The organism is Pseudomonas sp. MWU349 (assembly GCF_017947325.1).
GTDB lineage: Bacteria > Pseudomonadota > Gammaproteobacteria > Pseudomonadales > Pseudomonadaceae > Aquipseudomonas > Aquipseudomonas protegens.
Genome location: NZ_JAFEVP010000005.1, coordinates 285,041 through 308,078, shown reverse-complemented (window position 1 = coordinate 308,078; position 23,038 = coordinate 285,041). Strand labels below are relative to the sequence as shown.

Below are 23,038 nucleotides of genomic sequence, written 5' to 3'. Positions count from 1 at the left end.
TCCAGTGGGGTGAGGCGTCAAGGCCAGCGGCGGAAGATCAACGAGGTGTTGACGCCGCCAAAGGCAAAGTTGTTGTTCATCACGTATTCGTGGCTCATGGCGCGAAAGCCTCCCTGCAGGTAGTCCAGCTCGCCGCAGCGGGGGTCGACCTGATCCAGGTTGCAGGTGTGCACATAGAGGTCGCGGTTGAGCATCTCGATGCTGAACCAGGATTCCAGCGCGCCGCAGGCGCCCAGGGTGTGGCCGAGGAAACTCTTCTGCGAACTGATGGGCATGCGGTTGCCGAACAGGCTGCTGGTGGCCAGGGTCTCGGCGATGTCGCCCTGCTCGGTGGCGGTGCCATGGCCGTTGACGTAGCCGATGGCCTCCGGGGCCAGGGCCCCATCCTCCAGCGCCAGCTCCATGGCCCGGCGCATGGTGCTCTGTTCGGGGCGGGTGGTGTGCTGGCCGTCGGCGTTGCTGCCAAAACCGACGATTTCCGCGTGGATGCGCGCGCCACGGGCCAGGGCGTGCTCCAGCTCCTCGAGCACCAGCATGCCGCCACCTTCGCCGATCACCAGGCCGTCACGGCCGCTGTCGTAGGGGCGCGGGCTGGTGTGCGGCGCATCGTTCTTCAGGCTGGTGGCATACAGCGCGTCGAACACCATGGCTTCGGTGGGGCACAGTTCCTCGGCGCCGCCGGCGAGCATCAGCGGCAGGCGGCCGAACTTGATCGCCTCATAGGCGTAGCCGATGCCCTGGCTACCGCTGGTGCAGGCGCTGGAGGTAGGGATCAGGCGCCCGGTCAGGCCGAAGAAGATGCTGATATTGGCGGCGGTGGTGTGGGGCATCATGCGCACGTAGGAGTTGGCGTTGAGCCCTTCGGCCACCGAGTTGAGCAGCATGTTGCCGAAGGCCTTGATCTCGTCGGTGCTGCCGGTGGACGAACCACAGGCCACGCCCATGCGCCCGTCCTTGATCGACGGGTCGCCCAGCAGCCCGGCGTCGGCCAGGGCCTGCTCGGCGGCGCCCACGGCCAGGCGCGAAACCCGGCCCATGCTGCGCAGCTGCTTGCGGGTCCAGTGCCCGGGCACCTGGAAGTCATCGATGGGGCCGGCCAGGCGGGTGTTGAGTTCGCTGAACCTGTCCCACTCGTCCATGCGCCGGATGCCGCTGCGGTTGGCGGCAAAGCGCTCGGCGATGCTGGCCCAGTCGCTGCCCAGGGAGGTGATGCCGGCCATGCCGGTGACGACCACACGTTTCATCAGCACAGGCCCCCGTTCACCGACAGCACCTGGCGAGTGATGTAGGACGCTTCGGCGGACATCAGGAAGTTCACCGCGCCGGCCACCTCTTCCGGGGTGCCCATGCGCTGCGCGGGAATCACTTTCAGCAGTTCTTCCACCGGCACGTTTTCATCCAGCATGGCGGTGTCGATCAGCCCCGGGGCCACGCAGTTGACGGTGATCTTGCGCTTGCCCAGCTCGATGGCCAGGGCCTTGGCGGCGCCGATCACACCGGCCTTGGAGGCGCTGTAGTTGACCTGGCCACGGTTGCCGATCAGCCCCGAGACCGAGGTGATGCAGACGATGCGCCCGGCTGCGCGGCGGCGGATCATGGGCATCATCACCGGGTGCAGGACGTTGTAGAAACCGTCGAGGTTGGTGCGCAGCACCTGGTCCCAGTCCTCTTCGCTGAGGGCCGGGAAGGCGCCGTCGCGGGTCAGGCCGGCGTTGAGCACCACGCCGTAATAGGCGCCATGGGCTTCGACATCGGCCTCCAGGGCGGCCCGGCAGGCCTCCCGGTCCGATACATCGAATTGCAGGACGCGGGCGCTGCGGCCCAGGGCCTGGACTTCGCCCTTGACGGCTTCGGCTTCGGTGCGGCCGCTGCGGCAGTGCAGCACCAGGTCATACCCGGCCCGGGCCAGACGCAGGGCGATGGCACGGCCGATGCCACGGCTGGAGCCGGTGACCAGTACGGAGTCAGTCATGACGGTGTTCCTGTAGAAGAGGCAGGTGTTTCATGCAGGTAGTCGGCGGCCTGGGGCGGACGGAACACGTTCAGGCGCGCGCTGGCGGTGATGCCGGGGCCACTGAGGTGGCACTCGAACACACCCATGCCGTTGTCGTCTTCCAGAGAGCGCAGGGCATGGATTTCCAGGGTGCTGCCGAGGGGGAAGTGCTCGACATTGCATTCGAATTTGCGGGTGCCCAGAAGAAAGCCCAGCTCCACCGGCAAGCCTTGCTGGCGGGCGCGGCAACCGGCGTAGGCAGCCACGCTCTGGGCCATCAGCTCGACGCCGACCCAGGCCGGCAGGCTGCCGTCGGCGCGGTTGAACAGGCCACCGGGGCGAACTTCGAGGCGGGTGCGGATCTGTTCTTCATCAAAGGCCAGGACCTGATCGATGAGGATCATGTCCCCGGCGTGGGGCAGCAACTCGGCGAGCGGCCAGTCAATCATGGGGCGTCTCCGATAATCAGGCTGACGTTGTTGCCGCCGAAGGCGAAGGAGTTGCTCATCAGGCGGCGCGGTGCGTGGGAGGCCAGGCGGTCGTCCGGGGTGACCCAGCGCAGTGGCGGCAAGGCCGGGTCGACCTGGGCGTCCCAGACATGGGGCGGCAGCGCCAGGCCGGGGTTGTCGGTACTCAGGGCCAGCCAGCAGAACGCCGCCTCCAGGGCCCCGGCGGCCCCCAGGGTATGGCCGCTCATGGGTTTGGTCGAAGAGCAGGGCACGCCTTCGGGGAACAGCTGGGCCACGGCCAGGCTTTCCATGGCGTCGTTGTGCTGGGTGGCGGTGCCGTGCAGGTTCAGGTAGTCGATCTGCGACGGTTGCAGGCCGGCGCTGCGCAAGGCCAGGCTCATGGCCTGCAGGGCGCCGCGGCCATCGGGGGCCGGGGCGGAAATATGGTAGGCGTCGGAGCTGGCGCCACCGCCCAGCAGGGCAACAGGGGCGTGGCCGGCAGGCTCCCGGCTCATGAGGAACAGCACCGCCGCTTCACCGATGTTGATCCCGTCGCGGTTGCGGGAAAACGGGTTGCAGCGTTGCCCGGAGACCGCCTCCAGGGCTGTAAAACCGTTGAGGGTCAGCTTGCACAGGCTGTCGACCCCGCCGCACAGCACGGCGTCGCACAGGCCCAGGTCGAGCAGGCGCCGGGCACTGATCAGGGCCCGGGCGCTGGAGGTGCAGGCGGTGGAAATCACATAGGCCGGGCCGCAGAGTTGCAGCCAGTCGGCGAGGAAGTTCGCCGGGGCGCTGAGCTCCTGCTGGCGGTAGTCGTAGTCCGCCGGGAACTGCCGATCCTGCAGGTAACGGGCGATGCCCCGGCTGGCTTCGTCGATGCCCGATGTGCTGGTGCCCAGGACGATGCCGATGCGGCCATGGCCGTAGCGCTGGATGGCCTGCTGGATGTCGTCCTCGATCTGCCGGGTGGCCTCCAGCAACAGCCGATTGTTGCGGCTGTTCTGGGCTTCGAGGCCCGCCGGCATGCCGGCCAGCGGGCTGCGCACTGCCGCCACCGGCAAGGTGCGCTCGGGCACCCAGTGGCTTTCGTCGCGCATGCCCGAGCAGTCGCCGGCAAACAGGCTGCGGGCGACTTCCTGGCGATTGCGGCCCAGGGCGCAGATCACCCCGAGGGCGTTGAGGTAAGCCGTCATGGCGTGGCCTCGGTGCTCAGAGCCGTGATGTGGTAGTGCGGGCCTTGGGGCAGGTTCAAGGTGAAATCCAGAGCGTGTTGATAGTCGACTCGCCAGCGCGGGCCGAGGGTACGTTGGGCGCCCTGTTGCCGAGCGTGCGGATAATTGGCCTGCAGTTCGGCCACAGGCGTCAGGGCGAACAGCAGGGCCGCGAACAGCTCCCGGGCTTCCGGGTTGGGTGGCAGCAGGCCGTCGGCCTGCCAGTGGCCGCCCACCAGGCGCTGACGGGCCTGGGGAATGCCCAGCGGGTCCATCAGCGACCAGCGCAGGTCCGGGCCTTCGGCCTGGATCACCAGCAGCCAGTCCTGGCGCTGGTCCTGAAGCTGGCGCTGTACGTGGAGCTGCAACGGCAGAACCAGCGAGGGCGTGCGCTCGGGCAGTGGAGCCTGACTGACGCAAGCGCTCAGCAACAGGACACAACCGAGCAGCAGGGCACGGATCATTCGGACGGACCTTCCTCGGCAACAGGGGGAGCGAGTGGCTTGCGGGCCACCACGTTGACCAGGGTTTCCTCGCGCTGGCCCACCGGCGGTGGCTGGCGCAGGCCGAAGCGCTCCAGCAGGCCGAAGTCCTTGGCGCGACTCCACCACAGGTAGGGATAAGACACGTTCTGCGGGCCGAATTCAAAGCCCTGCTGACGAATCATCTGCAGGTACTGGGCGGCGCTTTTCTGCACATGCATCGGATGGCGGAACAGCCAGCGGATCACCCAGGTGTCGATATAGGCCTCGGTGGATTCGGCAAACAGCAGGTAACCCCCGGGCTTGAGCACCCGGTAGAACTCGGCCAGGGCTTTTTCCTGTTCCACCAGGTGGTGGAAGGTCTGGTGGCAGAACAGCAGGTCGACGCTGGCGTCGGCCAGTTCCAGGGTCGCGCAGTCGCTGCCGATCAACTCCACCTGCAGCTGCTGGCGCCGGGCTTCCTCGGCGCTGAGCTTGAGGCTGTGGGGGTCGGCGTCCAGGCCGATCAAGCGCTGCGGGGCGAACACCTGGCGCAGGTACTGGAAGGACTTGCCCTGGCCGCAACCGGCGTCCAGCAACACCGGATGCCGGGGCAGCTCGCCATCGAACAGCGAGCGCAGGTCATTGATCGCCACCCGCAGCACATGGTGCTGCCAGGTGTGGCTGCGCAGGAACCAGAAGCCGAAGCGGGTTTCCTCGACGTAGCTGTCACTCAGGTACTGGCTGGTTTGCTCACTCATGCGCGGTCCCTCGCACAGACTTCCGAGAGGGCCTTGAGCCGGCGCTTGGGCTCGCTGACGAAAGGGTTGCGTTCATCCCAGGCATAACCGGCGAGGATCGAGCTGATCATGCGGCGGATTTCCGGGGAACTGCCCGGATGGTAGATCACGTCCTGGAAAGTGCCGGCGTACCAGCCCTCGACGTAGCAGCGGAAGGTGTCCACGCCGCGTTTCAGCGGTTCGGCGAACTCCGTCGCCCAGTCAACGCCCTGGCCCTGCAACTGCCGGTGCAACACGGCGGCGGCCATGCTCGCGGAACGCATGGCGATGGTCACCCCGGAAGAGAACACCGGGTCGAGGAATTCCGCGGCGTTGCCCAGCAGGGCGAAGCCCGGGCCATGCAGGGTACTGACGTTGGCGGAGTAGCCGCCGATGGTCCGCGCCGGGGTGTCCCACTCGGCGTATTGCAGCACCTGGGCCAGGCTCGGGGTTTCGCTGATGAAGCCCCGCAGGCAGGCGTCCAGGTCGCCATCGCGCCCGGCGAAATGCTCTTGGGCGGCCACCACCCCTACCGAGCAGCGGCCGTTGCTGAAGGGGATGCTCCAGAACCAGATGTCGCGGTGTTCGGGGTGGGTGGTGATGAGGATCTTGTTGCGGTCGAAGTGCTCGCAGTCGATGCGGTCTTCGATATGAGTGAACACCGCTCGGCGTACCGGAAAGTTCGACGGCGCTTCCAGTTCCAGCAGGCGCGGCAGGACCCGGCCGTAACCGCTGGCGTCGAGGATGAAGTCGGCTTCGATGCGGTACTGGCTGCCGTCTTCACGACGGCAGTCGAGTTGCGGCAAGGGCCGTTCCACATCCACCGCGACAATCTCTTCGCCGTAGCGGATCTCCACCCCTTGCAGGGTGGCCTGGTCGGCCAACAGCTTGTCGAAGTCGGCGCGCTGCACCTGGAAGGTGGTGGGCTTGCCATCGCTGAAGGTGTCGCCGAAATCGAAGGTGCTGTAATGCTCGCCCCAGGCGAAGGCCGCGCCGTTCTTGAGTTGGAAGCCGGCGGCCTGCACCGCCTCCAGCATCCCGGCTTCCTCGACGAAATCCAGGCAGTGGGACAGCAGGCTTTCACCGATTGAGAAACGCGGGAAATGTTGCCGCTCGACGATCAGCACGTCATGGCCCTGGCGCTTGAGCAGCGCGGCCGCGATGGCCCCCGAGGGGCCTGCACCGATCACCACGACTTGGCGACGTTCCATTTCAACTGTTGGCACTGGGGCTCCTTGCCGGTTTGGCGATGTTCAGGTTCAAGGGGGCAGCGTGGGTCGCCGCCTTGGGAGTTCGGTGCAGTCCGGCCAGGGCCGGCAGCAGGGTGGCGATCAGGCCCATGAGCATCAGCGCGAAATACAGCGCCGGGCTGATCAACTGTTGTTGCAGCAGCAGGTTGAGAAAGACGATCTCGCTCAAGCCGCGAATGTTCAGCAGCAGGCTTTCCCGCCAGCGGCTGGCGCCGGTAAAGGAAGCACCGGCCCAGCCCAGGCCCAGCCAGTTGCCCAGCAGCTTGCTGGCAATCGGCAACAGCAGCAGGGCCGCCAGCTGCACCCAGCCGAGGCTGCCCATGGCGCTGTGCACATCGATCTGCACGATGCCGAAGGTCAGGATCAGCGGGATGGCGATGTAGGTCTGCAAGCGGTTCATCCAGGCAGCCTGTAACGGCAGCACCAGCGCCAGCTTGAGGGCGGCCATGCACAGCAGGTAGCCGATGCCGAAGATCAGCGCATTGAGCCGGTAGTGCTCGGCCACCACCAGCAGGCCGAAAAAGCCCAGGCTGTAGAGCAGCGGCTGGCGCAGGCCCAGGCCGCGCAGCACCAGAGGCAGGCAGGCGCCGGCCAGGGGCAGCAGCAGGCTGCTCAGGTGCAGGCTGCCCTGGGCCAGGGCGAACAGGCTCCAGCAGGCCAGGTCGATGAGGATTGCGCTCTGCACCAGGCGCCGGGTGGCGGCGGGCGGGTACTGGATGTGTCGCAGGTACAGGTAGAGCACCGGGATCGCGGTGATGGCGAACAGCAGGCCGACCGCCAGGGAGCTGATCCAGGGTTGTGCCGGCAGCAGCCAGAAGGCGGTGGCCAGGCCGCAGGCGAAGGGAATACCGAAGCTCGGCACGGCGATCTTCAGGCTCTGGCGGTCCAGGCGCAGGTCGATCACGTCGCTGAGGATATGCCCCAGCAGCAAGGCAAAGCTCAGGCTGTACAGATGCTTGAGCCACTGCGGCGAAACCAGCTGCGCGCCACTTAGCTGCCAGTGCGGTTCGATCCACAGCAGCATCAGCAGCGGCAGGCCGAAGGTCGCCAGCAGCAGCTGGCTGACAATCGGGATCAGGCCCAGGCGCCGGCCAATGTGGGTAGCCAGGGCAAACAGCGTCAGGGCCAGTAGCCAGAACAGCAGGGTCAGCATGCTGCGCGCTCTGCGTCGGGCGCCGGGTGCGGCCTGTGGCCGGCCCAGGGCGCGAGGATGAAGCTGAAGGCCAGCCCCAGGCTGACCGCCAGGCCGAAGTTGCTCACCGCCGGGGTGCTGGAAATCGCCAGCAGGCCGAACGACAGCCAGGTGGTCAGGGCCGCCAGCAGGGTGCCCAGCAGGCTCACCGCGGCGCCGCCGATCTGCTCGCGCATGAGGATCGCGTAGTCGACGCTGATGGCCGTCACCAGCAACAGGCCGAACAGGCTGAACAGGGTCAACGGCTGGCCCAGCCAGCCGAGGCTGGCCAGGCTGCACAGGGCTGCCAGCAGGGGCAGGGCCACCAGGCGCAAGGCGCCGCCGAGGCCGAAGGGCAGGATCAACAGCAGCACGATCAGCACGCAGGAGGCCAGCTTGAGCTCGGCGGCGCTGACCTGGGTGGCGGCGAATACCCGGTTCAGCTCACCCAGGCGGTCCACCAGTTGCACCCCGGGCAGACCATCGGCCTGGATTCGCAGCAGGGCGGCGTCGTTCAGCCCCTGGAGGCTGACCATGGCGGCCACGCCGTTGGCGTTGGCTCCCAGCCATAGCGGGCGATAAGGCTCGGCCAGCGGCCCGGAAAGCGCGGCGTCGAGGTCTTCCACCGGCAATTGCTGCAGCTGTTCCAGCTCCGCTTGCAGGGCGGCCAGTGGCACTCCCAGGTCCAACAGCGGCTGCCAGAAACGCGGCAATTGTTTAAGGGCTTCGCGCACCTGCTGTTGTTCGGTCGGTTGGCTGAGCAACTGGTTCAGCGACAGGTAGCCCTTGAGCTTGCCCAGGTTCACCAGCTGTTGCAGGCGCAGGTCCAGGGCCTCCAGGCGCTCCAGCAACTGCTGCTGATCGGTGGCGCGCACCAGGAAGAACTGACTGGTGGGCTGATAGCCGGTGATCCGCGCAATGGCCTGGGCTTCTTGCAGCAGTTGCGGCGGCGCGCCGACCCACTGGCGGATGTCGTTCTTGCTTTCCAGTTGCCACAGGCCGCCGGCGCAGAACAGCGCCAGCAGCACCAGCAGCGCTGTGCTCGGCACACGCTTGAGCAGCGCCTCACGCACGCTGAGCAAGGCCTCAGCGACCCGCAGCGGCCATTGCGCCGGACGCAACTCGACGCCCTTGAGCAGCGCCGGCAGCAGGCACACCGCCGACAGGTAGGCGCCCACCAGGCCGGCGGCGGAGAACACGGCGATCTGGGTCAGGGCCGGGAACGGGGTCCAGGCCAGGGCCAAGTAGCCGATGCAACTGGTGGCCAGGCTCAGGCTCAGCCCCGGCAGGGTCAGGCGCAGCGCCGGCCAGCTGCGCCAGGGGTTCAGGCTCCAGCTCTTGGACAGGTAATGCAGGGGGTAGTCGACGGCCACGCCGATCAGGCTCGACCCCAGCACCAGGGTCATGACGTGCATGCGGCCGAACAGCGCCACGCAGGCCACGGCGCCGAACAGCATGCCCACCAGCACTGGTACGAAGGCCAGCAGGGCGCGCCAGCGGCGAAAGGCCAGCAGCAACAGCAAAAGGATGCCCAGGGTGGCGCCGCCGCCGACCCAGGTGATTTCCCGAGTGGCCTGTTGCTGGCCGTTGGCGGCGTACAGCAAACCGCTGGCGGCCAACAGTTGTACCTGTTGCTGGCTGGCCTGCTCACGGCTGTGGCGCAGCAGGTCAGCCACTTGCAGAGGCAGTTGCATGTCGAAGGCGTTGCCACCGGTGCGGGCCCGCAGCAATACCCAGTGCTGGCCGTCGGCCTCGGCCACCAGGGCGCCGCTGCCGATGTCCAGCTGCACCGCGCCGTGTTGCGGCTGGCTGTTCTGGATGCGCCCGGTCAGGCCCAGCCAGTCATCCTGGCTGGGCACCAGGGTAAAACCGCCGAACGGGTCGAACAGGCTCTGCACCCGTTGCTGGATAAACGCCTCGGGCTGCTGGATCAGTTGCTCGCGGTCCTTGGCCCCGAGCATCGCCAGGCGGCCCTGCAGCAACTGCTGGCGCAGCGCCGGCAGGTCGGCCTGGAGGTTCCACTGGACCTTCTCGAACAACCCGCTGGCCTGCCATTGCTCGGCCAGTTGCCGGGCCATGGCCACTGCCTGCTGGCGTTCGGCATGCCCCACCAGCACCAGGATTTCCCGGTTCAGCGGTTCCTGCATGCGTTGCTCGGCCTGTTGCTCCAGGGCATCCGGGGCGGTGCCGGGCACCAGTTCCATGAGGTTGGCCGACAGCGGCGCGCCATGGCGCCATTGCCAGGCACCGAGGGCCAGGACCAGGGTCAGCAGAATCAGGAAAAACCGCGGCAGCCAGTGTTCACTCGGCAAAGTCATGTTGCTCCGCTTCGCTCAAGGGTTGGGCACTGCTGCTGTCTTGCATGATCAGCAAGGTGCGGTCGCCCTGGGCTTCCAGCAGTTCGATGCGCTGCACCAGCTCGCCGCCGTCGATATTGATCTGGGTGAAGATCTGTTTCAGCAGCAGGGAACGGGGGATCAGTTGCAACTGCCAGTTCTGCGCACTGCCTTGCAGCTTGAGTTCGAAGTCCCGCTGCAGGCCGCTGCTGTCGCCTTGCAGCACAGCGAGGAACAGGCGGTTCTGCTCGGCCCCGGCGCTTTTGCCGGGAAGCATCTGCCAGCCGCTGCCATCGCGCCGGGCGATGCCCTGGGCAGTGATGCGGTAGTCCTGTTGCAACGGGGTCTGCAGCAGCCACAGCAGGCCGTGATTTTTCGCCAGGACAAAGTGGCCCTTGCTGGTCAGCGGCTGGGGCAGGGCCCGCAGGTGTTTTTCCTGGATGAAGCGGCCGTGGATCACCTCCGGCCGCGACAGCTGATCGCTCAACTGTTGCAGGTCGAAGGCCTGGGCCAGCCCCGGCACCCACCAGAGCACCAAGAGCGTAGGCGCGAGCTTGCTCGCGAACCGCCGCACCACGGTGCGCAGCGCCATGCACTGGGCAGACAGACCGACCCTCTTGGCGAGCAAGCTCGCTCCTACGGTCATGGCAGGGCCCTCGCGACGGCGTCGGTGAAGACCTTGGGCGAGGCCAGTTGCATTTCCCGGCTGGCGATCTCCACGGCCACCTGCACTGAGCTGGCGCGGGTCATGCGCTCGCCCGTGGCCTGGTCGGTGATCAGGTAGTTGATCTTCAGCCGGCTTTCCCACTCCACCAGGCTGGCGCGCACGTTCAGGGTCTGGCCGAACACCGCGCCGCGCACGTAGCGCAGTTGCAGGTCGATCACCGGCCAGGCGTAGCCGGATTCGAGCATCTGCTGGTAATTGTGGCCGAGCTTGTCCAGCAGGGCGCAGCGGGCGACCTCCAGGTATTTGACGTAATGCCCGTGCCAGACGACGTGCATGGTGTCGACGTCGAAGAAGGGCACCTGGATCTGGGTGTCGGCGTGGATCACTCCCTTGCTACGCATGCAGCCTCCAGTGTTGTTCGGCGATGCGTTGCAGGCACAGGCGCAGTTCGCGCTCCAGGGCGCGGTCTTCGATCACCGGTGCGAAGTCTTCGGCCAGTTGCCGGTGCATGGCATCCAGGGCAGGCGGCAAAGGCCGGGCATCGGCTTCCTGGCTGCGCAGCCAGACCCCCTGGTTGGCCGCCAGCAAGGTGGCGGCGGCCACTTGTTCGGTGAGCTCCAGCACGCGGATCGCATCCCGGGCGGCGATGGTGCCCATGCTCACCTTGTCCTGGTTGTGGCACTCGGTGGAGCGCGAGAACACGCTGGCCGGCAGGGTGTTTTTCAGGGCCTCGGCGGTCCAGGCGCTGGCGCCGATCTGCACCGCCTTGAAGCCGTGGTTGAGCATGGCGCGTTCGGCGCTGGCGCCGGACAGGTTGCTCGGCAGGCCGTGGTTGTAGCGCACGTCCACCAGCAGGGCCAGTTGCCGGTCCAGCAGGTCGGCGACGTTGGCCACCAGGTTCTTCAGGCTATCCATGGCAAAAGCGATATGCCCGCCATAGAAGTGCCCGCCGTGCAGCACGCGCTCGGCCTCGGCGTCGATGATGGGGTTGTCGTTGGCGCTGTTGAGCTCGGTCTCGATGAAACTGCGCAGCCAGTTCAGGCTGTCGGCCAGCACCCCCAGCACATGGGGGGCGCAGCGCAGCGAGTAGCGGTCCTGCAGGCGATGCAGGGGCGCGGTCGGCGCGTCGATCGCCAGGTCCTGGCGCAGCCAGGCGGCCACTTGCATCTGCCCCGGGTGCGGCTTGGCGGCGAACAGGCGTTCGTCGAAGTGTTCCGGATTGCCCTGCAGGGCCACCACGTTGAGGGCGGTGATGCGGGTCGCCAGGCGCAGCAGGTAGTCGGCCCGGGCGAAGGCCAGGCAGGCCAGCCCGGTCATTACCGCGGTGCCGTTCATCAGCGCCAGGGCTTCCTTGGGCCGCAGTACCAGCGGTTCCCAGCCCAACTCGCGGTGCACCTCGGCGGACTCGCGCCGCTCGCCGCGGAACAGCACCTCGCGTTCGCCGGACAGGGTCGCCGCCACATAGGACAGCGGCGTCAGGTCGCCGCTGGCGCCCACCGAGCCCTCTTCCGGGATCAGCGGCAGGATGTCCTGGTCGAGGAAGGCCTGCAGGCGCTCCAGCAGTTCCACGCGCACCCCGGAAACCCCGTGGCACAGCGACTGCAGGCGCGCCGCCAGTACCGCGCGGGTAGCCTGGGCGTCCAGCAGCTTGCCCAGGCCGCAACCGTGGAAGGTGTACAGATGGCGCGGCAGCGCCTCGACGTGCTGCAGCGGCACCGCCACCACGCAAGAGTCGCCGTAGCCGGTGGTCACGCCGTAGATCACCCCTTCCTTGTCCAGCAGGGAATCGAGGAACTGCGCGCCCTTGGCGATCCGCTGGCGCCAGGCGGCGTCGCCTTGCAGGCGCGTGGGCACCTGGCGGTTGGCCAGGGCCAGCACGTCTTCGATGCGCAGGGGGTGTTCGCCGAAGGTTACCGGCTCATGGGTCGAGGTCGTCATCGGTCTTCCAGAATGGGTAAAAGTTGAACCATTGTTGCGGGGCTTGCAGGCAGTACTGGCCCAGGCGCTCGGCGTAGCGGGCGGTCCACTGGGCGATCACTTGCTGGCGGTCATTGCGTTTCCACTGCACGGCGTCGGCGAAGGGCTCGAGGATCACCTGGTAGCGGCCTTGCTGTTTCAGGCACAGCAGCAGGTTGACCGGGCACTTGAGCAGCCCGGCCAGCAGCCATGGGCCCTGGGGGAAGGCGGCCGGGTGGCCGAGGAAATCCACCCGCACGTTGCGCCCGCCGTGCAGCGGCACGCGGTCCCCGGCAATCGCCAGCCATTCGCCGCGATCCAGGCGCTGGCTCAGTTGCAGCATGATCGCCGGGTCCAGCTCGCTGACCTGGATCAGCCGCAGGTTGCTGGCCCCGGCTTCGCCCAGCAGGCGGTTGAAGCGTTCGGCGTGCTTGGTGTGCACCAGCACGTTCATGGTCACCTGCTCCCCCAGCTCGGCCAGGGCCCGGCACACTTCCAGGTTGCCCAGGTGGGCGCCCACCAGCATCTGCCCGCGTTCGCCGCGCAGTTGGTGGCGCAGTTGCGCCGGGTCGACGATCTCGATCTGTTCGATGCGCAGTTTGCCGTTCCACACGTCGAGCTTGTCCAGCAGGGCATCGGCAAAGGCCATGAACTGGCCGAACACCCGCCAGTGGCTGGGGCGCAACTCGTCGCGCCCGCTCCATTGGGCCAGGTGCTGCTGGTACTGCCAGATGCTGCGCCGGGCCCGGCGGCCGAACAGGAAGAAGTAGAACACGATGGCGTACAGCACCGGGCTCAGCAGCCGGCGCCCCAGCACCCGCACGCCCAGGGCGGTGAGCTTCATCAGCCAGAAGCTGCCGCGCTCCTGATGGCCGGCCCAGTGTTCGTTGCCGGGCTCCTTGGGTTGCTCCTGGCTCATGGACGCCACCGGCGCCAGAGGATCAGCGGCAGGCGCGCCAACATGCCGAAGAACAGCTTGGCGTGCATCTTCGAGATCAGCGCGTTGTCATGGAACAGGCGAAAGTGCGAGAGGCCGTCCTGCGGGTAGTGCACCCGGGTCGGCAGCCAGCGCATGGGCTGGTTGCGCCAGGCCAGGCGCACCAGGATCTCCGGGTCGAAGTCCATGCGCCGGCCCAGTTGCACCGAGTCCAGCAGGGCCAGGGTCGGTGGCAAGGGGTAGACCCGGAAGCCGCACATGGAATCGGGAATCTGCAGTGACAGGCTGTTGATCCAGACCCACACGTGGGTCAGGTAGCGGGCATACAGGCGCCCCTTGGGCACGCTGGCGTCGTACTGTGGATAACCGCAGACCAGCGCCTCGGGGTGGGCCTGGGAGTGCTGGATGAAGTTATCCACATCCGTGAGGTCGTGCTGGCCATCGGCATCGACTTGCAGGGCATGGCTGAAACCCAGCTGCGCCGCTTCGCGCAGGCCGGCCATGACCGCGCCGCCCTTGCCCTGGTTGATTGCCAGGCGGATCAGGAACACCTGGTCGAGGCCGGCCAGTTGTTCCAGCACCGCGGCGCATCCGGGGCTGCTGGCGTCGTCCACCAGGACACAGGGCAGGCCGTGGGCCAGGAGCGCCTGGACCACCGCCGGCACGGCGGTTTCATGGTTGTAGACCGGGATCACCGCACAAGGCTTATGCATGGTAGCGGGCCTCTTCAGCGTAGGCGCTGGCCTGCCAGCGAATCCCGGGCGCAACGCCGTACAACTTATCCACAGCTGGCCTCCAGGACGATCCGCCCGCTGGAGCAGGGAGCCCCGTCATTGAGGTAGGCGAAATACAGTTTCTGGCGCTGGGCATCGAAACGCAGGTTCAGCTGGATGCGGTCGCCGGGGCGTACCAGTTGCTGGAACTTCAGCACTTCCATGCCGGCGAAGCGGCCCGGCAGCTCCAGCAGTTGCTGGCCCAGGGCCAGGGCCCAGTCCACCTGTACCACCCCCGGCAGCACCGGGGTCTGGGGGAAGTGCCCGCTGAAGTACGCCAGGTCCGGCGGAATGGCCAGTTGCAGCTGCCACTCCTCCTCGTGCTGCCGTTGCTCCAGTACTTCCGGGGCTTGCGGGCGTGGAGCCAGCAGCAGGGCCTGGACTTGCGCCTGGGGCAGCTTGCCCTGGCTGTTCAGCGGCAGTTGCCGCACCAGGCGCCAGCGCCGGGGCAGGGCCAGGGCTTCGCAATGCCCGGCCAGGTGCTGGCGCAGGGCCTGGGTCAGGTGGCGCCGGCCCTGGTTGCGCAGGGCATGCAGGCCGGGCTCGCTGAGCACCAGCAGGGCACCGAGGTAGGCGCGGTTGTCTTCGATCACCCCGAGCCGCGCTTCCGCCACCCATTCGTGGCTGGCCAGGGCCTGCTCAAGCATGGGCAGGGAAATGCGTTTTTCTTCCAGCTTGACGATGCGATCCAGGCGCCCCAGCAGTTCGAAGCGCCCGTCGGCGGCGATCCGCGCGGCGTCGGCCGTGTGTTCGATATGCCCGGCCGGCAGGTAGGGCGAGGCGATCAACAGCGCGCCGTCGGCATCCTGGCTCAGCCGTACATCGGCGAAGGGCTGCCACAGGCCTGGCCCCTGGCGCCAGGCGATGCCGCCGGTTTCCGAGCTGCCGAGGATTTCCGTCGGCCATTGCTGCAGGCGCTGGTGCAGGCCGCTGGCCGCTTCGGCGGGCAAGGCGCCGCCGGAGGAAAACACCCGCCGTACCTGGCTCAGGGCCGGCCAGTCGAGGTTGTCGCCCATGCGCTTGAGCAGGGCCGGGCTCGCCACCCAGGCAAACGCCGGGCACTCGCGGCTGGCCCGTTGCAGGTCTTCGGGAAATGGCAGCTGGCGGCGTACAAAAGGCCGCCCGGCGCACAGGGGCCAGAGCACGCGGAACAGCAAACCGTAGATGTGCTGGGTGGCGACGCTGCCGATGATCCAGGCCTGGCCCAGGTCGGCGCCCCACAGGTGTTCCAGGGCGACGACCTCGTTGGCCAGTTGCCGCAGGTTCTTCTCGATGCGCTTGGGTTCGCCGCTGGAGCCGGAGGTGCACAGGCTCAACTGGCAGGTGTCCAGGTCCAGCTCGGCCGGGGCCAGGGGGCTGGCCTGCAACTGGTGCAGGGGCGTGTCCTGGTCGGTCAGCCACAGGTCGACTTCGCTCGACCAGCGCTGGCGGGTCTGGGCTTGCAGGTCGGCGGGCAACAGCACGCTGGCCCCGGCACGCCAGGCGCCGAGCAGGGCTACCGCCAGTTCCACGGCGTCTTCCAGGTGCACCGCCAGGCGTCGTACGCCACGGGCTTGCAGGGCCGCGGCCAGGCTCAGGGCCTGTTCCTGCACGGCACCCAGGTCGATGGCCGGCGCGGCGCTGACCGCTCGCGGCGTATGTAGCTTGAGCAACAGCTGCTCAAGGGCAATCCAGTTCATCTACGGCCTCTTACCCGTTGTCGTAACAGCCATTCAATGGCAAACAGCAGGCCCATCAGCCCATAGGCGATCAGGCCGTTGTACAACGTCCACCAGCTCAGCGGCGCCCACAGGGTCAGGGCCGCGGCGAGCATTCCGTTACAGAGGAAAAACACGCTCCAGGCGACGGTCACCTGGCGCGTATAACGTATGGCCTTTTCCGGCAATTGCGGCTCGCTGATGCGGGCCAGGCGCTCTGCCACCGGGGGGCCGTATTTCAGGCTCAGGCCGAACAGGCCGAGCATGAAGGCGCTGATCAGCACCGGGTACCAGCGCAGCAGCGCCGGGTTGTCGAACCAGGCCAGCAGCAGGCAGAAGGCGATTGCCGCAATGGCCATCCACAGGCTGCCGGGGCGGCGTTCGCCGGTCAGCGCCCGGGCCAGCCACAGGCCGCCCAGCAGCAGGCCGAACTGCCACGGAGCGAAATGCTCCATGCCGAAGTACACCGCGAAGGGGTAGAGCAGGCCGGCCAGCAACAAGCCCAGGCCGATCAGCCGGCTCATGCGGCCGGCTGGACCAGACGGTAGACCGCCTCGACCACGTCGTTGACGGTGCGCACCGACTTGAATTCCTCGGCGGCGATTTTCTTGCCGGTCTGGCGCTTGATGTGGTCGATCAGGTCGACCGCATCGATGCTGTCGATTTCCAGGTCTTCGTACAGGTTGGACTCGAGGCTGACGCGCTCGGGCTCCAGTTCGAAGAGCTCGACCAGGGCATCGCGCAGGGTGTTGAAGATATCGTCACGGGTTTGCATGGTCGGTTCTCAAGCTGCCTGTTTTGCAGTGACGAACGCCGCAAGGCTCGCCACGTTGCTGAAGTGGTTGCGGGTGTCCTTGGCGTCGGCGTCGATCTTGATGCCGTACTTCTTCTGGATCGCCAGGCCCAGCTCCAGGGCGTCCACCGAGTCCAGGCCGAGGCCTTCGCCGAACAGCGTCTGGTCGTTGCCGATGTCCTGGGCACTGATGTCTTCGAGGCCCAGGGCGTCGATGATCAGCAGTTTGATTTCAAGCATCAGGTCCGGGTGTGTATCGCTCATCTCTGGCGAGCTCCTTAATGAAAAAATGGTGCAAGTGCTCATTGAGCTTGCGCGAAGCCTGGGGCGCCGGGCCCTGGGCTGCAAAGGTCTGTGGGTCTATATCGGCGCCGACGTGAAAACTGAAGTGCACGCGGCGTTGCGGGATGCGATACCAGGGTTCGGCCTTGGTCAGGGTGCTGGGGCTGACCCGGATCACCACCGGGGTGATGATCTTCGCACCGCGCAGGGCGATGGCCGCCGCTCCCCGATGAAAGGCCGGAGCGGCCCCCGGCTGGGTGCGGGTGCCCTCGGGAAAGACGATCAGGGTCTGGCCTGCTTGCAGCGCCCCGCAGGCGCTGTCGAGCATGTCCATGCTGCCGTCGTTGCTGATGTACTGGGTGGCGCGCACCGGGCCGCGGGTGAAGGGGTTGTTCCACAGGCTCTGCTTCACCACGCAGTTGGCGTCGCGCACCAGGCCGATGAGGAACACCACGTCGATCAGCGAGGGGTGGTTGGCGATGATCATCTGCCCCGGTCGCCCGAGCCGCTCGGCGCCCTGGACCTCATAGGTGAGCACGCCGCTCCTGGCCATGAAGCGGATAAACAGCCAGAACAGCCGACTCACGGTATTGCGCGCCCGCTGGCGCTGGCGCTGGGCGTCGCCGGGCAGGCAGGCGAGCAGGGGGAAAATCACCAGGCGCAGGCACAAACCACCTATTCCGAACAGTGCAAAGCTCAGCGCCGTGGCCATCAGGCGCCAGTAGTAGGCATTGCGGCCCTTGGCGCTCAGTGGTTGCGTTGCCAGGTCCATACACGATTCATCCAGGCATGTTGGCAAAAGGTCTGCGCGCCCAGCAGGGTGCGCAGCAGATTCAGGGCGTGGGGCCATTGGGCCCTGGGCGTTTGACCGTCATGGCTGCCCAGGGACAACTGCCAGTCGTCGCCGGGGGTCAGCAGCAGGCCCAGGGCATAGGGGAACGGCACGTCGTCGATCCAGCTGGCATAGGCCTCGGGCGGTTGTTCCTCGGTGATCACCAGCAATACGTGGGGGGCGCCGTTGGCCAGCAGGGTGGCCGCCTCCAGCAGGCCATGCTCAAGGCCATCGCCGGCAGCGGCCAGGGCGGTCATTTCGCTGGTTTCGCCGCGCATGATCGACCACAGGCCGATCACTGCGTTGTGCACCGAGAGGCTGAACTGGGTGGGCGACAACGGCTGCTCGGCGGCCAGGTCGCTGAGAATCTCGAAGGTGCGCGGGGTTTCGCCATGCCGGGAGATGAACACCAGCGGCAGTTGTTCCAGGCCCTCGGCCAGGGGCCAGCCGACGCTGAACGCCATGCGCGCCAGGCGGCTGAGGCGCCGCCGCTGCATGGCGGGGAGAAAGGACACATCGGGGGCGGCATCGCTGTTTTCAGGCAGGGCCGGTTGACGGCTCCAGGCCTGCCAGGCGTCCACGCTTTCGAGCCCAGGGGCCCACGCACGCCATTGAGCGATGTTGAACTTGATCACTTGATTTCATCCCGCCCCTGCGGGCTTCCTTGACGCGGTATATCGCTTCGATCGGCGATTGACCTGAGTGACGCGAAGGCGTCAGTGGCGCGCATTATCCCGGTGCGACTGGCTTGTAGCAAATGCTCCTTGGCCTGTTGGTCGCAAAAGCGAAAAATCCGACGCGATGCGAGGTGTCTTTTTGCCACTATCTGAAGTCTTTCGGTCCCAGGCCGGCCTCGGGGCCGACATTGCCCGGTGTTTGTGCCAGGGCTGCGGGCAAGGAACATCTGTGTGACAGCAAGGTAGCTAAGGGGCCGCGTGGCCTACTACACTCGGTGATCTTTGATACAGGGAGGTCTAGACATGCGGCGTGTGGTGTTCAATCAGAAAGGTGGCGTGGGCAAATCCAGTATTGCCTGCAATCTGGCGGCGGTCAGCGCCAGCGAGGGCTATCGCACCTTGCTGGTGGACCTGGATGCCCAGGCCAACTCGACCCAGTACCTCACCGGCCTGACCGGCGAGGACATTCCCATGGGTATTGCCGATTTTTTCAAGCAAACCCTGTCGTCCGGACCGTTCGCCAAGAAAAACCAGGTGGATATCTACGAGACCCCCTTCGACAACCTGCACGTGATCACGGCCACCGCCGAACTGGCGGACCTGCAGCCCAAGCTTGAGGCCAAGCACAAGATCAACAAGCTGCGCAAATTGCTGGACGAGCTGGCCGAGGATTACGACCGGATCTACCTCGATACCCCGCCGGCCCTCAATTTTTACGCGGTATCGGCGCTGATCGCGGCTGATCGTGTGCTGATTCCCTTCGACTGCGACAGTTTTTCCCGCCAGGCCCTGTACGGCCTGCTGGCGGAGATCGAAGAACTGAAGGAAGACCACAACGAGGGGCTGGAGGTCGAGGGCATCGTGGTCAATCAGTTCCAGGCCCGGGCCAGCCTGCCGCAGCAGATGCTCGACGAACTGATCAGCGAGGGCCTGCCAGTGCTGCCGGTGTACCTGGGCAGCTCGGTGCGCATGCGTGAGTCCCACCAGGCCAGCCTGCCGCTGATCCACCTGGACCCACGACACAAGCTGACCCAGCAATTCGTCGACCTGCACAACCTGCTGGAAAACGCCTGACCCTCAAGAGGCCATGAGCGCAGGGCGTGGCCTGCGGCTCTTGGCGCTGCGTCAAATCCCCTGGCTGCGCAGCCAGCTCAACAATTGCGGCAGTGGCAAGGCGCCACTTTGCCGGGCCACTTCCCGACCGTTCTTGAACAGAATCAGGCTGGGGATCGAGCGAATCCCCAACTGCCCCGCCAGCTGCGGGTTGGCTTCACTGTCCAGCTTGGCCAGGCGGCACTTGCCGCTGAGCTGCGCGGCGGCTTGCTGGAAGATCGGCGCAAAGGATTTGCACGGCCCGCACCAGTCTGCCCACACATCCACCAGCAACGGCAGGTCGCCCTTGATCTGGCTGGCGTAGTCGCCCTGTTTCAAGTCAAAGGGTTGGCTCAGCAAGACCTCGGCCTTGCAGCGCCCGCACTTGGGGTGATCGCCCAGGCGCTCGGCGGGAATGCGGTTGAGGCCGTTGCAGTGCGGGCAGGGGATCAGCAGTGGCTCGGACATGATGGGCTCCGCAAATAGGTTGAGCGCCTTAGATGGCGGCGCCCGGGGTGAATATCAAGCTGACGCCCGTCCTGGGTTCAGCGGCTGGGCGAGGCCAGTTCGACGCTGACCAGGCGATCCAGGGTGCGGCCCATGTGAAAGGTGAATGGCCGGCCGAGGGCCTGCATGTGCTGATTGCACAGCTCCTGCAGCTCCTCCTTGCGGGTGTCGAAAGGCAGGGCCGAGGTCAGGGTCTGGACACCGATGGAGCCGATGACGATGGCGAATTCGTCGAGGGGCACCGGGGCGGGCCGGGTGATCTTCGAGCTGGATGGCCAGGCCTGGATGGTCTTCTGTTGCAGGAGCCGGTTCAGGTCCGGGTCATCGAAATGCACCTTGAGTGGCACCTTGGCAATGCTGCCGCCGCGGGTCAGCAAGGAGATCAGGCCGCGCTCGCTGTTGTCCTGCTCAAGGGCTTCGTAGGCGATCAGTTTCAAGGGCATGGGCGTGGCCAGGCGCGCGGTGATCTTGCAACTGACCGGGCCTTCGATTTCGCTCGCGTTGACGATGGCCTGCATGCTGTCTGCGTAGCTGCGGTCCAGCAGCATGCCGAACTCCGGCTCGAACGCCAGGGTGGCGTCGATGCTGTCCGGCAAGTCGCTGGTGCCCGACGGGGTGACCTTGGCATGGGCGTTGTCCAGCTCCAGGTGCAGGTTCATCGAGCTGGCCTTGCGCGCCTCGGTGACCTGCTCGAAGACGGCCCTGAGGCGGCCCCGTTGTTCCGGGCTCAGGGAGTAATCCACCAGGCGCAGGTGAATGACCTTGTCATCCTCCTGGTCGCGCTCCAGGGCGATGGCATCGGGGTCCAGGCCCTGGGCGCCGAGCGCGGCGTAAATGCTCTGTTTGTACGCCTCGTGCACCAGCTGGTCGGAGTATTGCGGGCCGGCCTTGGGGTCGGAGCGCACCGGCTCCTGGAAGTGCAGGGTGGCGAAGTCTTCCTTGCACCCGGCCAGCGACAGCAGCAGGGGCAACAGCAGCAGGTAGCGACGTTTCATGGCGGACTCTTGCAGGGCAGCGATGGTTGCAGGGCTCGGGGCATGGGCGAGCGGTGAAGGTGGCAGCCAGGCCGCCAGTGCGTCATTGGGCCAGGCGATGCCCATTGAGGCCGATGACCACGGCGAACTTCTTGGCGATCACCACTTCGGCCTGGTTGTTGTCGGCCAGGAAGCTTTCCATCGGGAAGGGAAATTCCACGGGAATACCGGCGATCGACATGTGTTTCACCGACTGGACCTGCAGTTCCAGCCCGTCGCTCGCGGTGCCGCCGCTAATCAGATAGACGCTGTCGCTGATCGGCTTGTAGGACATGCCGCCGCTGCCCTGGATGCGTTGCAGGCTGGCGGTCTGTTTGGCCAGCTCGTCCAGTTCGGCCTGGGTAATGCTGCGGTGCGCCTTGCCGTGCAGGTGCAGGTCCTGCAGGTTCATGCGGTACTTGGCGCGGCGGCTCAGGTAGATGACGACCGACACCAGGCCGAAGACGGCCAGGGCGAGGGTGGCCAGGGTGAAGAACAGGTTCATGTGCATCCTTGCGGGTACTGGAAATCAGGGCGCGCATTATCCCTGCCCGTCAGTGGCGGGTCCATGTGCAATCCCAGGTTGAGCCAGTGCCGGACGGCAAGCGCCGGCTCAACCTGCCGCAGGTCCGCAGGTTGGCCTAGGGCATGAAGGTATCGATGGAAGGCTTCGCCCGAGTCAGGACGAACAGCTGATTTCCAGGTGCTTGCCCCACTCCGGCGGGCGTTCGGCGTAGCTGTCCATGCCGGGCTGTTCCTCGAAAGGCCGGCTCAGCACCTGATGCAGGCGGCGCACTTCGCTGTAGTCCCCGGCTTCTGCGGCGTCGATGGCTTTCTGCGCCAAATAGTTGCGCAGGATGTACAGCGGGTTGACCGCGTGCATGCGCGCGCGGCGCAGGTCCTGGCCCTGGATCGGATCGCGGGCGACCCGTTCCCGGTACAGCTCGGCCCAGGCGTCGAAGCCGTTGCGGTCGACGAAGTCGTCCCGCAGCCGTGCCAGCGCCTGCTCCGGGGCGTGCTCCCCCAGCCGGCGGAAGAACAGGCTGTAGTCGACGCCGCTGTTCTGCATCAGTTGCAGCAGGCGTTCCACCAGCTTCTGGTCGTCGGCCTCGGCCTGGGTGAAGCCCAGGCGCCGGCGCATCAGGTCCAGGTAGTGGGCCTGGTACAGCGGCAGGAACAGGCCCAGGCTTTCGCGCAGCGCCTCGACACTGATGAACGGGGTCAGGGCCTGGGCCAGGGCGCTGAGGTTCCACTGGCCGATGGGTACCTGGTTGCTGAAGGAGTAGCGCCCCTGATCGTCCGAGTGGTTGCAGATGAAGTGGGCGTCGAAATCGTCGAGGAAGGCGAAGGGGCCGAAGTCGAAGGTGATGCCCAGGATCGACATGTTGTCGGTGTTCATCACCCCGTGGCAGAAACCGTAGGCCTGCCATTTGGCAATCAGCTCGGCATTGCGCTCGACGATCTCGCGGAACATCGCCAGGTAGGGGTCAGGCTGCTCCAAGCACTCGGGGAAATGCAGGGCCAGCACATGCTCCCCCAACTGCTTCTGCTGCTCGGGTTTCTTGGTGTAGTAGAAATACTCGAAATGGCCGAAGCGGATATGGCTCGGTGCCAGGCGCAGGACCATGGCCCCGCGCTCCTGCTTCTCGCGCCATACCGGGGTGTCCGAGCCGATCACGCACAGGGCGCGGCTGCTGGGAATACCCAGAGCATGCAGGGCCTCGGAGGCAAGGAATTCGCGGATCGATGAGCGCAGCACCGCGCGACCATCGCCCATGCGCGAGTAGGGCGTCTGGCCGGCGCCCTTCAGGTGCAGGTCCCAGTGTTCTCCCGCCTGGTTGTAGACCTCCCCCAGCAACAGGCCGCGACCGTCCCCCAGTTGCGGGTTGTAGGAACCGAACTGATGCCCGGAATAGACCATGGCCCGGGGCTCGGCCTCGGCCCACAGCTTGTGCCCGCCGAACAGTTCGGCGAACACCGGGGTTTCGGCCACGGCCGGGTCCAGGTCCAGCAGCGCCATGGCGCCAGGGCTGGCGGCCACCAGCCGCGGGTTGTCCAGGGGTTCGGGCAGTACGTGGGTCGAGAAGGCGTCGCCCAGGCGGGCGAAGCGGTTGTCGAAGGTCAGTTCGTCGAGGGCTTTCAACGGCCATCTCCCAGCAGAA

General features: G+C 66.5%; 25 protein-coding genes. 1 reads left to right on the top strand and 24 read right to left on the bottom strand.

Translation table 11 applies throughout. The features are described from left to right. Nucleotides 1-17: 17 nt before the first annotated feature. From KCG88_RS21475 to KCG88_RS21380, 20 genes are all read right to left on the bottom strand, one after another. Nucleotides 18-1,244 (bottom strand): beta-ketoacyl-ACP synthase, encoded by a 1,227-nt coding sequence (locus tag KCG88_RS21475; RefSeq protein ID WP_047283613.1) that lies wholly within the window; start codon nt 1,242-1,244, stop codon nt 18-20. Beyond that, nucleotides 1,244-1,972: a 3-oxoacyl-ACP reductase FabG gene (gene fabG / locus KCG88_RS21470; protein ID WP_210713051.1), complete on the bottom strand. Its 729-nt coding sequence runs from the start codon at nt 1,970-1,972 to the stop codon at nt 1,244-1,246. Before fabG ends, KCG88_RS21475 begins: the two co-directional genes overlap by 1 nt. Next, the gene (locus tag KCG88_RS21465) at nt 1,969-2,442 is read right to left on the bottom strand and encodes a hotdog family protein (protein ID WP_047283615.1); all 474 of its coding nucleotides are present in this window, start codon (nt 2,440-2,442) and stop codon (nt 1,969-1,971) included. The genes fabG and KCG88_RS21465 overlap by 4 nt, the downstream gene beginning before the upstream one ends. Further along, a complete protein-coding gene (locus KCG88_RS21460) occupies nt 2,439-3,635 on the bottom strand; it encodes a beta-ketoacyl-[acyl-carrier-protein] synthase family protein (RefSeq protein WP_210713050.1) in 1,197 nt (398 codons plus the stop codon). Before KCG88_RS21460 ends, KCG88_RS21465 begins: the two co-directional genes overlap by 4 nt. Then, a complete protein-coding gene (locus KCG88_RS21455) occupies nt 3,632-4,117 on the bottom strand; it encodes a hypothetical protein (RefSeq protein WP_015633878.1) in 486 nt (161 codons plus the stop codon). The genes KCG88_RS21460 and KCG88_RS21455 overlap by 4 nt, the downstream gene beginning before the upstream one ends. Further along, nucleotides 4,114-4,875 carry a class I SAM-dependent methyltransferase gene (locus tag KCG88_RS21450; RefSeq protein WP_047283617.1) on the bottom strand — a complete coding sequence of 254 codons (762 nt, stop codon included), beginning with the start codon at nt 4,873-4,875 and terminating at the stop codon, nt 4,114-4,116. Before KCG88_RS21450 ends, KCG88_RS21455 begins: the two co-directional genes overlap by 4 nt. Next, the gene (locus tag KCG88_RS21445) at nt 4,872-6,119 is read right to left on the bottom strand and encodes an NAD(P)/FAD-dependent oxidoreductase (protein ID WP_047283618.1); all 1,248 of its coding nucleotides are present in this window, start codon (nt 6,117-6,119) and stop codon (nt 4,872-4,874) included. Before KCG88_RS21445 ends, KCG88_RS21450 begins: the two co-directional genes overlap by 4 nt. Beyond that, the gene (locus KCG88_RS21440) at nt 6,106-7,296 is read right to left on the bottom strand and encodes a hypothetical protein (protein WP_047335485.1); all 1,191 of its coding nucleotides are present in this window, start codon (nt 7,294-7,296) and stop codon (nt 6,106-6,108) included. Before KCG88_RS21440 ends, KCG88_RS21445 begins: the two co-directional genes overlap by 14 nt. Further along, nucleotides 7,290-9,632: an MMPL family transporter gene (locus KCG88_RS21435; RefSeq protein ID WP_210713049.1), complete on the bottom strand. Its 2,343-nt coding sequence runs from the start codon at nt 9,630-9,632 to the stop codon at nt 7,290-7,292. The genes KCG88_RS21440 and KCG88_RS21435 overlap by 7 nt, the downstream gene beginning before the upstream one ends. Further along, a complete protein-coding gene (locus KCG88_RS21430) occupies nt 9,616-10,296 on the bottom strand; it encodes an outer membrane lipoprotein carrier protein LolA (RefSeq protein ID WP_047283621.1) in 681 nt (226 codons plus the stop codon). Before KCG88_RS21430 ends, KCG88_RS21435 begins: the two co-directional genes overlap by 17 nt. Then, nucleotides 10,293-10,718 (bottom strand): acyl-CoA thioesterase, encoded by a 426-nt coding sequence (locus tag KCG88_RS21425; RefSeq protein ID WP_011058845.1) that lies wholly within the window; start codon nt 10,716-10,718, stop codon nt 10,293-10,295. Before KCG88_RS21425 ends, KCG88_RS21430 begins: the two co-directional genes overlap by 4 nt. Beyond that, entirely contained in the window at nt 10,711-12,255 is a 1,545-nt protein-coding gene (locus KCG88_RS21420) for an aromatic amino acid ammonia-lyase (RefSeq protein ID WP_047283622.1), read from the bottom strand. The genes KCG88_RS21425 and KCG88_RS21420 overlap by 8 nt, the downstream gene beginning before the upstream one ends. Continuing rightward, nucleotides 12,236-13,192, bottom strand: a complete 957-nt coding sequence (locus KCG88_RS21415; RefSeq protein WP_015633885.1) for a hypothetical protein — start codon at nt 13,190-13,192, stop codon at nt 12,236-12,238. Before KCG88_RS21415 ends, KCG88_RS21420 begins: the two co-directional genes overlap by 20 nt. Then, nucleotides 13,189-13,923 carry a glycosyltransferase family 2 protein gene (locus tag KCG88_RS21410; protein ID WP_047283623.1) on the bottom strand — a complete coding sequence of 245 codons (735 nt, stop codon included), beginning with the start codon at nt 13,921-13,923 and terminating at the stop codon, nt 13,189-13,191. Before KCG88_RS21410 ends, KCG88_RS21415 begins: the two co-directional genes overlap by 4 nt. A 65-nt stretch (nt 13,924-13,988) precedes the next feature. Next, nucleotides 13,989-15,662, bottom strand: coding sequence for an AMP-binding protein (locus tag KCG88_RS21405; RefSeq protein WP_047283624.1), 1,674 nt, complete (start codon nt 15,660-15,662; stop codon nt 13,989-13,991). After that, nucleotides 15,659-16,204, bottom strand: coding sequence for a membrane protein (locus KCG88_RS21400; RefSeq protein WP_011058849.1), 546 nt, complete (start codon nt 16,202-16,204; stop codon nt 15,659-15,661). The genes KCG88_RS21405 and KCG88_RS21400 overlap by 4 nt, the downstream gene beginning before the upstream one ends. Beyond that, nucleotides 16,201-16,455: an acyl carrier protein gene (locus tag KCG88_RS21395; RefSeq protein WP_011058850.1), complete on the bottom strand. Its 255-nt coding sequence runs from the start codon at nt 16,453-16,455 to the stop codon at nt 16,201-16,203. The genes KCG88_RS21400 and KCG88_RS21395 overlap by 4 nt, the downstream gene beginning before the upstream one ends. A gap of 9 nt (nt 16,456-16,464) precedes the next feature. Continuing rightward, nucleotides 16,465-16,737: a phosphopantetheine-binding protein gene (locus KCG88_RS21390; protein ID WP_011058851.1), complete on the bottom strand. Its 273-nt coding sequence runs from the start codon at nt 16,735-16,737 to the stop codon at nt 16,465-16,467. Continuing rightward, entirely contained in the window at nt 16,706-17,527 is an 822-nt protein-coding gene (locus KCG88_RS21385) for a lysophospholipid acyltransferase family protein (protein ID WP_047335488.1), read from the bottom strand. The genes KCG88_RS21390 and KCG88_RS21385 overlap by 32 nt, the downstream gene beginning before the upstream one ends. Further along, nucleotides 17,503-18,222 (bottom strand): beta-ketoacyl synthase chain length factor, encoded by a 720-nt coding sequence (locus tag KCG88_RS21380; RefSeq protein WP_047283626.1) that lies wholly within the window; start codon nt 18,220-18,222, stop codon nt 17,503-17,505. Before KCG88_RS21380 ends, KCG88_RS21385 begins: the two co-directional genes overlap by 25 nt. 345 nt (nt 18,223-18,567) lie before the next feature. Here KCG88_RS21380 and KCG88_RS21375 point away from each other — a divergent pair, with 345 nt between their 5' ends. Then, nucleotides 18,568-19,338 (top strand): ParA family protein, encoded by a 771-nt coding sequence (locus tag KCG88_RS21375; protein WP_047283627.1) that lies wholly within the window; start codon nt 18,568-18,570, stop codon nt 19,336-19,338. Nucleotides 19,339-19,389: 51 nt separating this feature from the next. Here KCG88_RS21375 and trxC read toward each other — a convergent pair whose 3' ends face one another. From trxC to selO, 4 genes are all read right to left on the bottom strand, one after another. Continuing rightward, nucleotides 19,390-19,824, bottom strand: coding sequence for a thioredoxin TrxC (gene trxC, locus KCG88_RS21370; protein ID WP_047283628.1), 435 nt, complete (start codon nt 19,822-19,824; stop codon nt 19,390-19,392). Between the two features lie 77 nt (nt 19,825-19,901). Continuing rightward, complete coding sequence (locus tag KCG88_RS21365; protein ID WP_210713048.1) at nt 19,902-20,858, bottom strand: hypothetical protein; 957 nt, start codon at nt 20,856-20,858, stop codon at nt 19,902-19,904. A gap of 82 nt (nt 20,859-20,940) precedes the next feature. Beyond that, complete coding sequence (locus KCG88_RS21360) at nt 20,941-21,381, bottom strand: IgaA/UmoB family intracellular growth attenuator (RefSeq protein WP_047283630.1); 441 nt, start codon at nt 21,379-21,381, stop codon at nt 20,941-20,943. 174 nt (nt 21,382-21,555) lie between these two features. Then, the gene (gene selO, locus KCG88_RS21355; RefSeq protein ID WP_047283631.1) at nt 21,556-23,019 is read right to left on the bottom strand and encodes a protein adenylyltransferase SelO; all 1,464 of its coding nucleotides are present in this window, start codon (nt 23,017-23,019) and stop codon (nt 21,556-21,558) included. Nucleotides 23,020-23,038 lie beyond the last annotated feature (19 nt).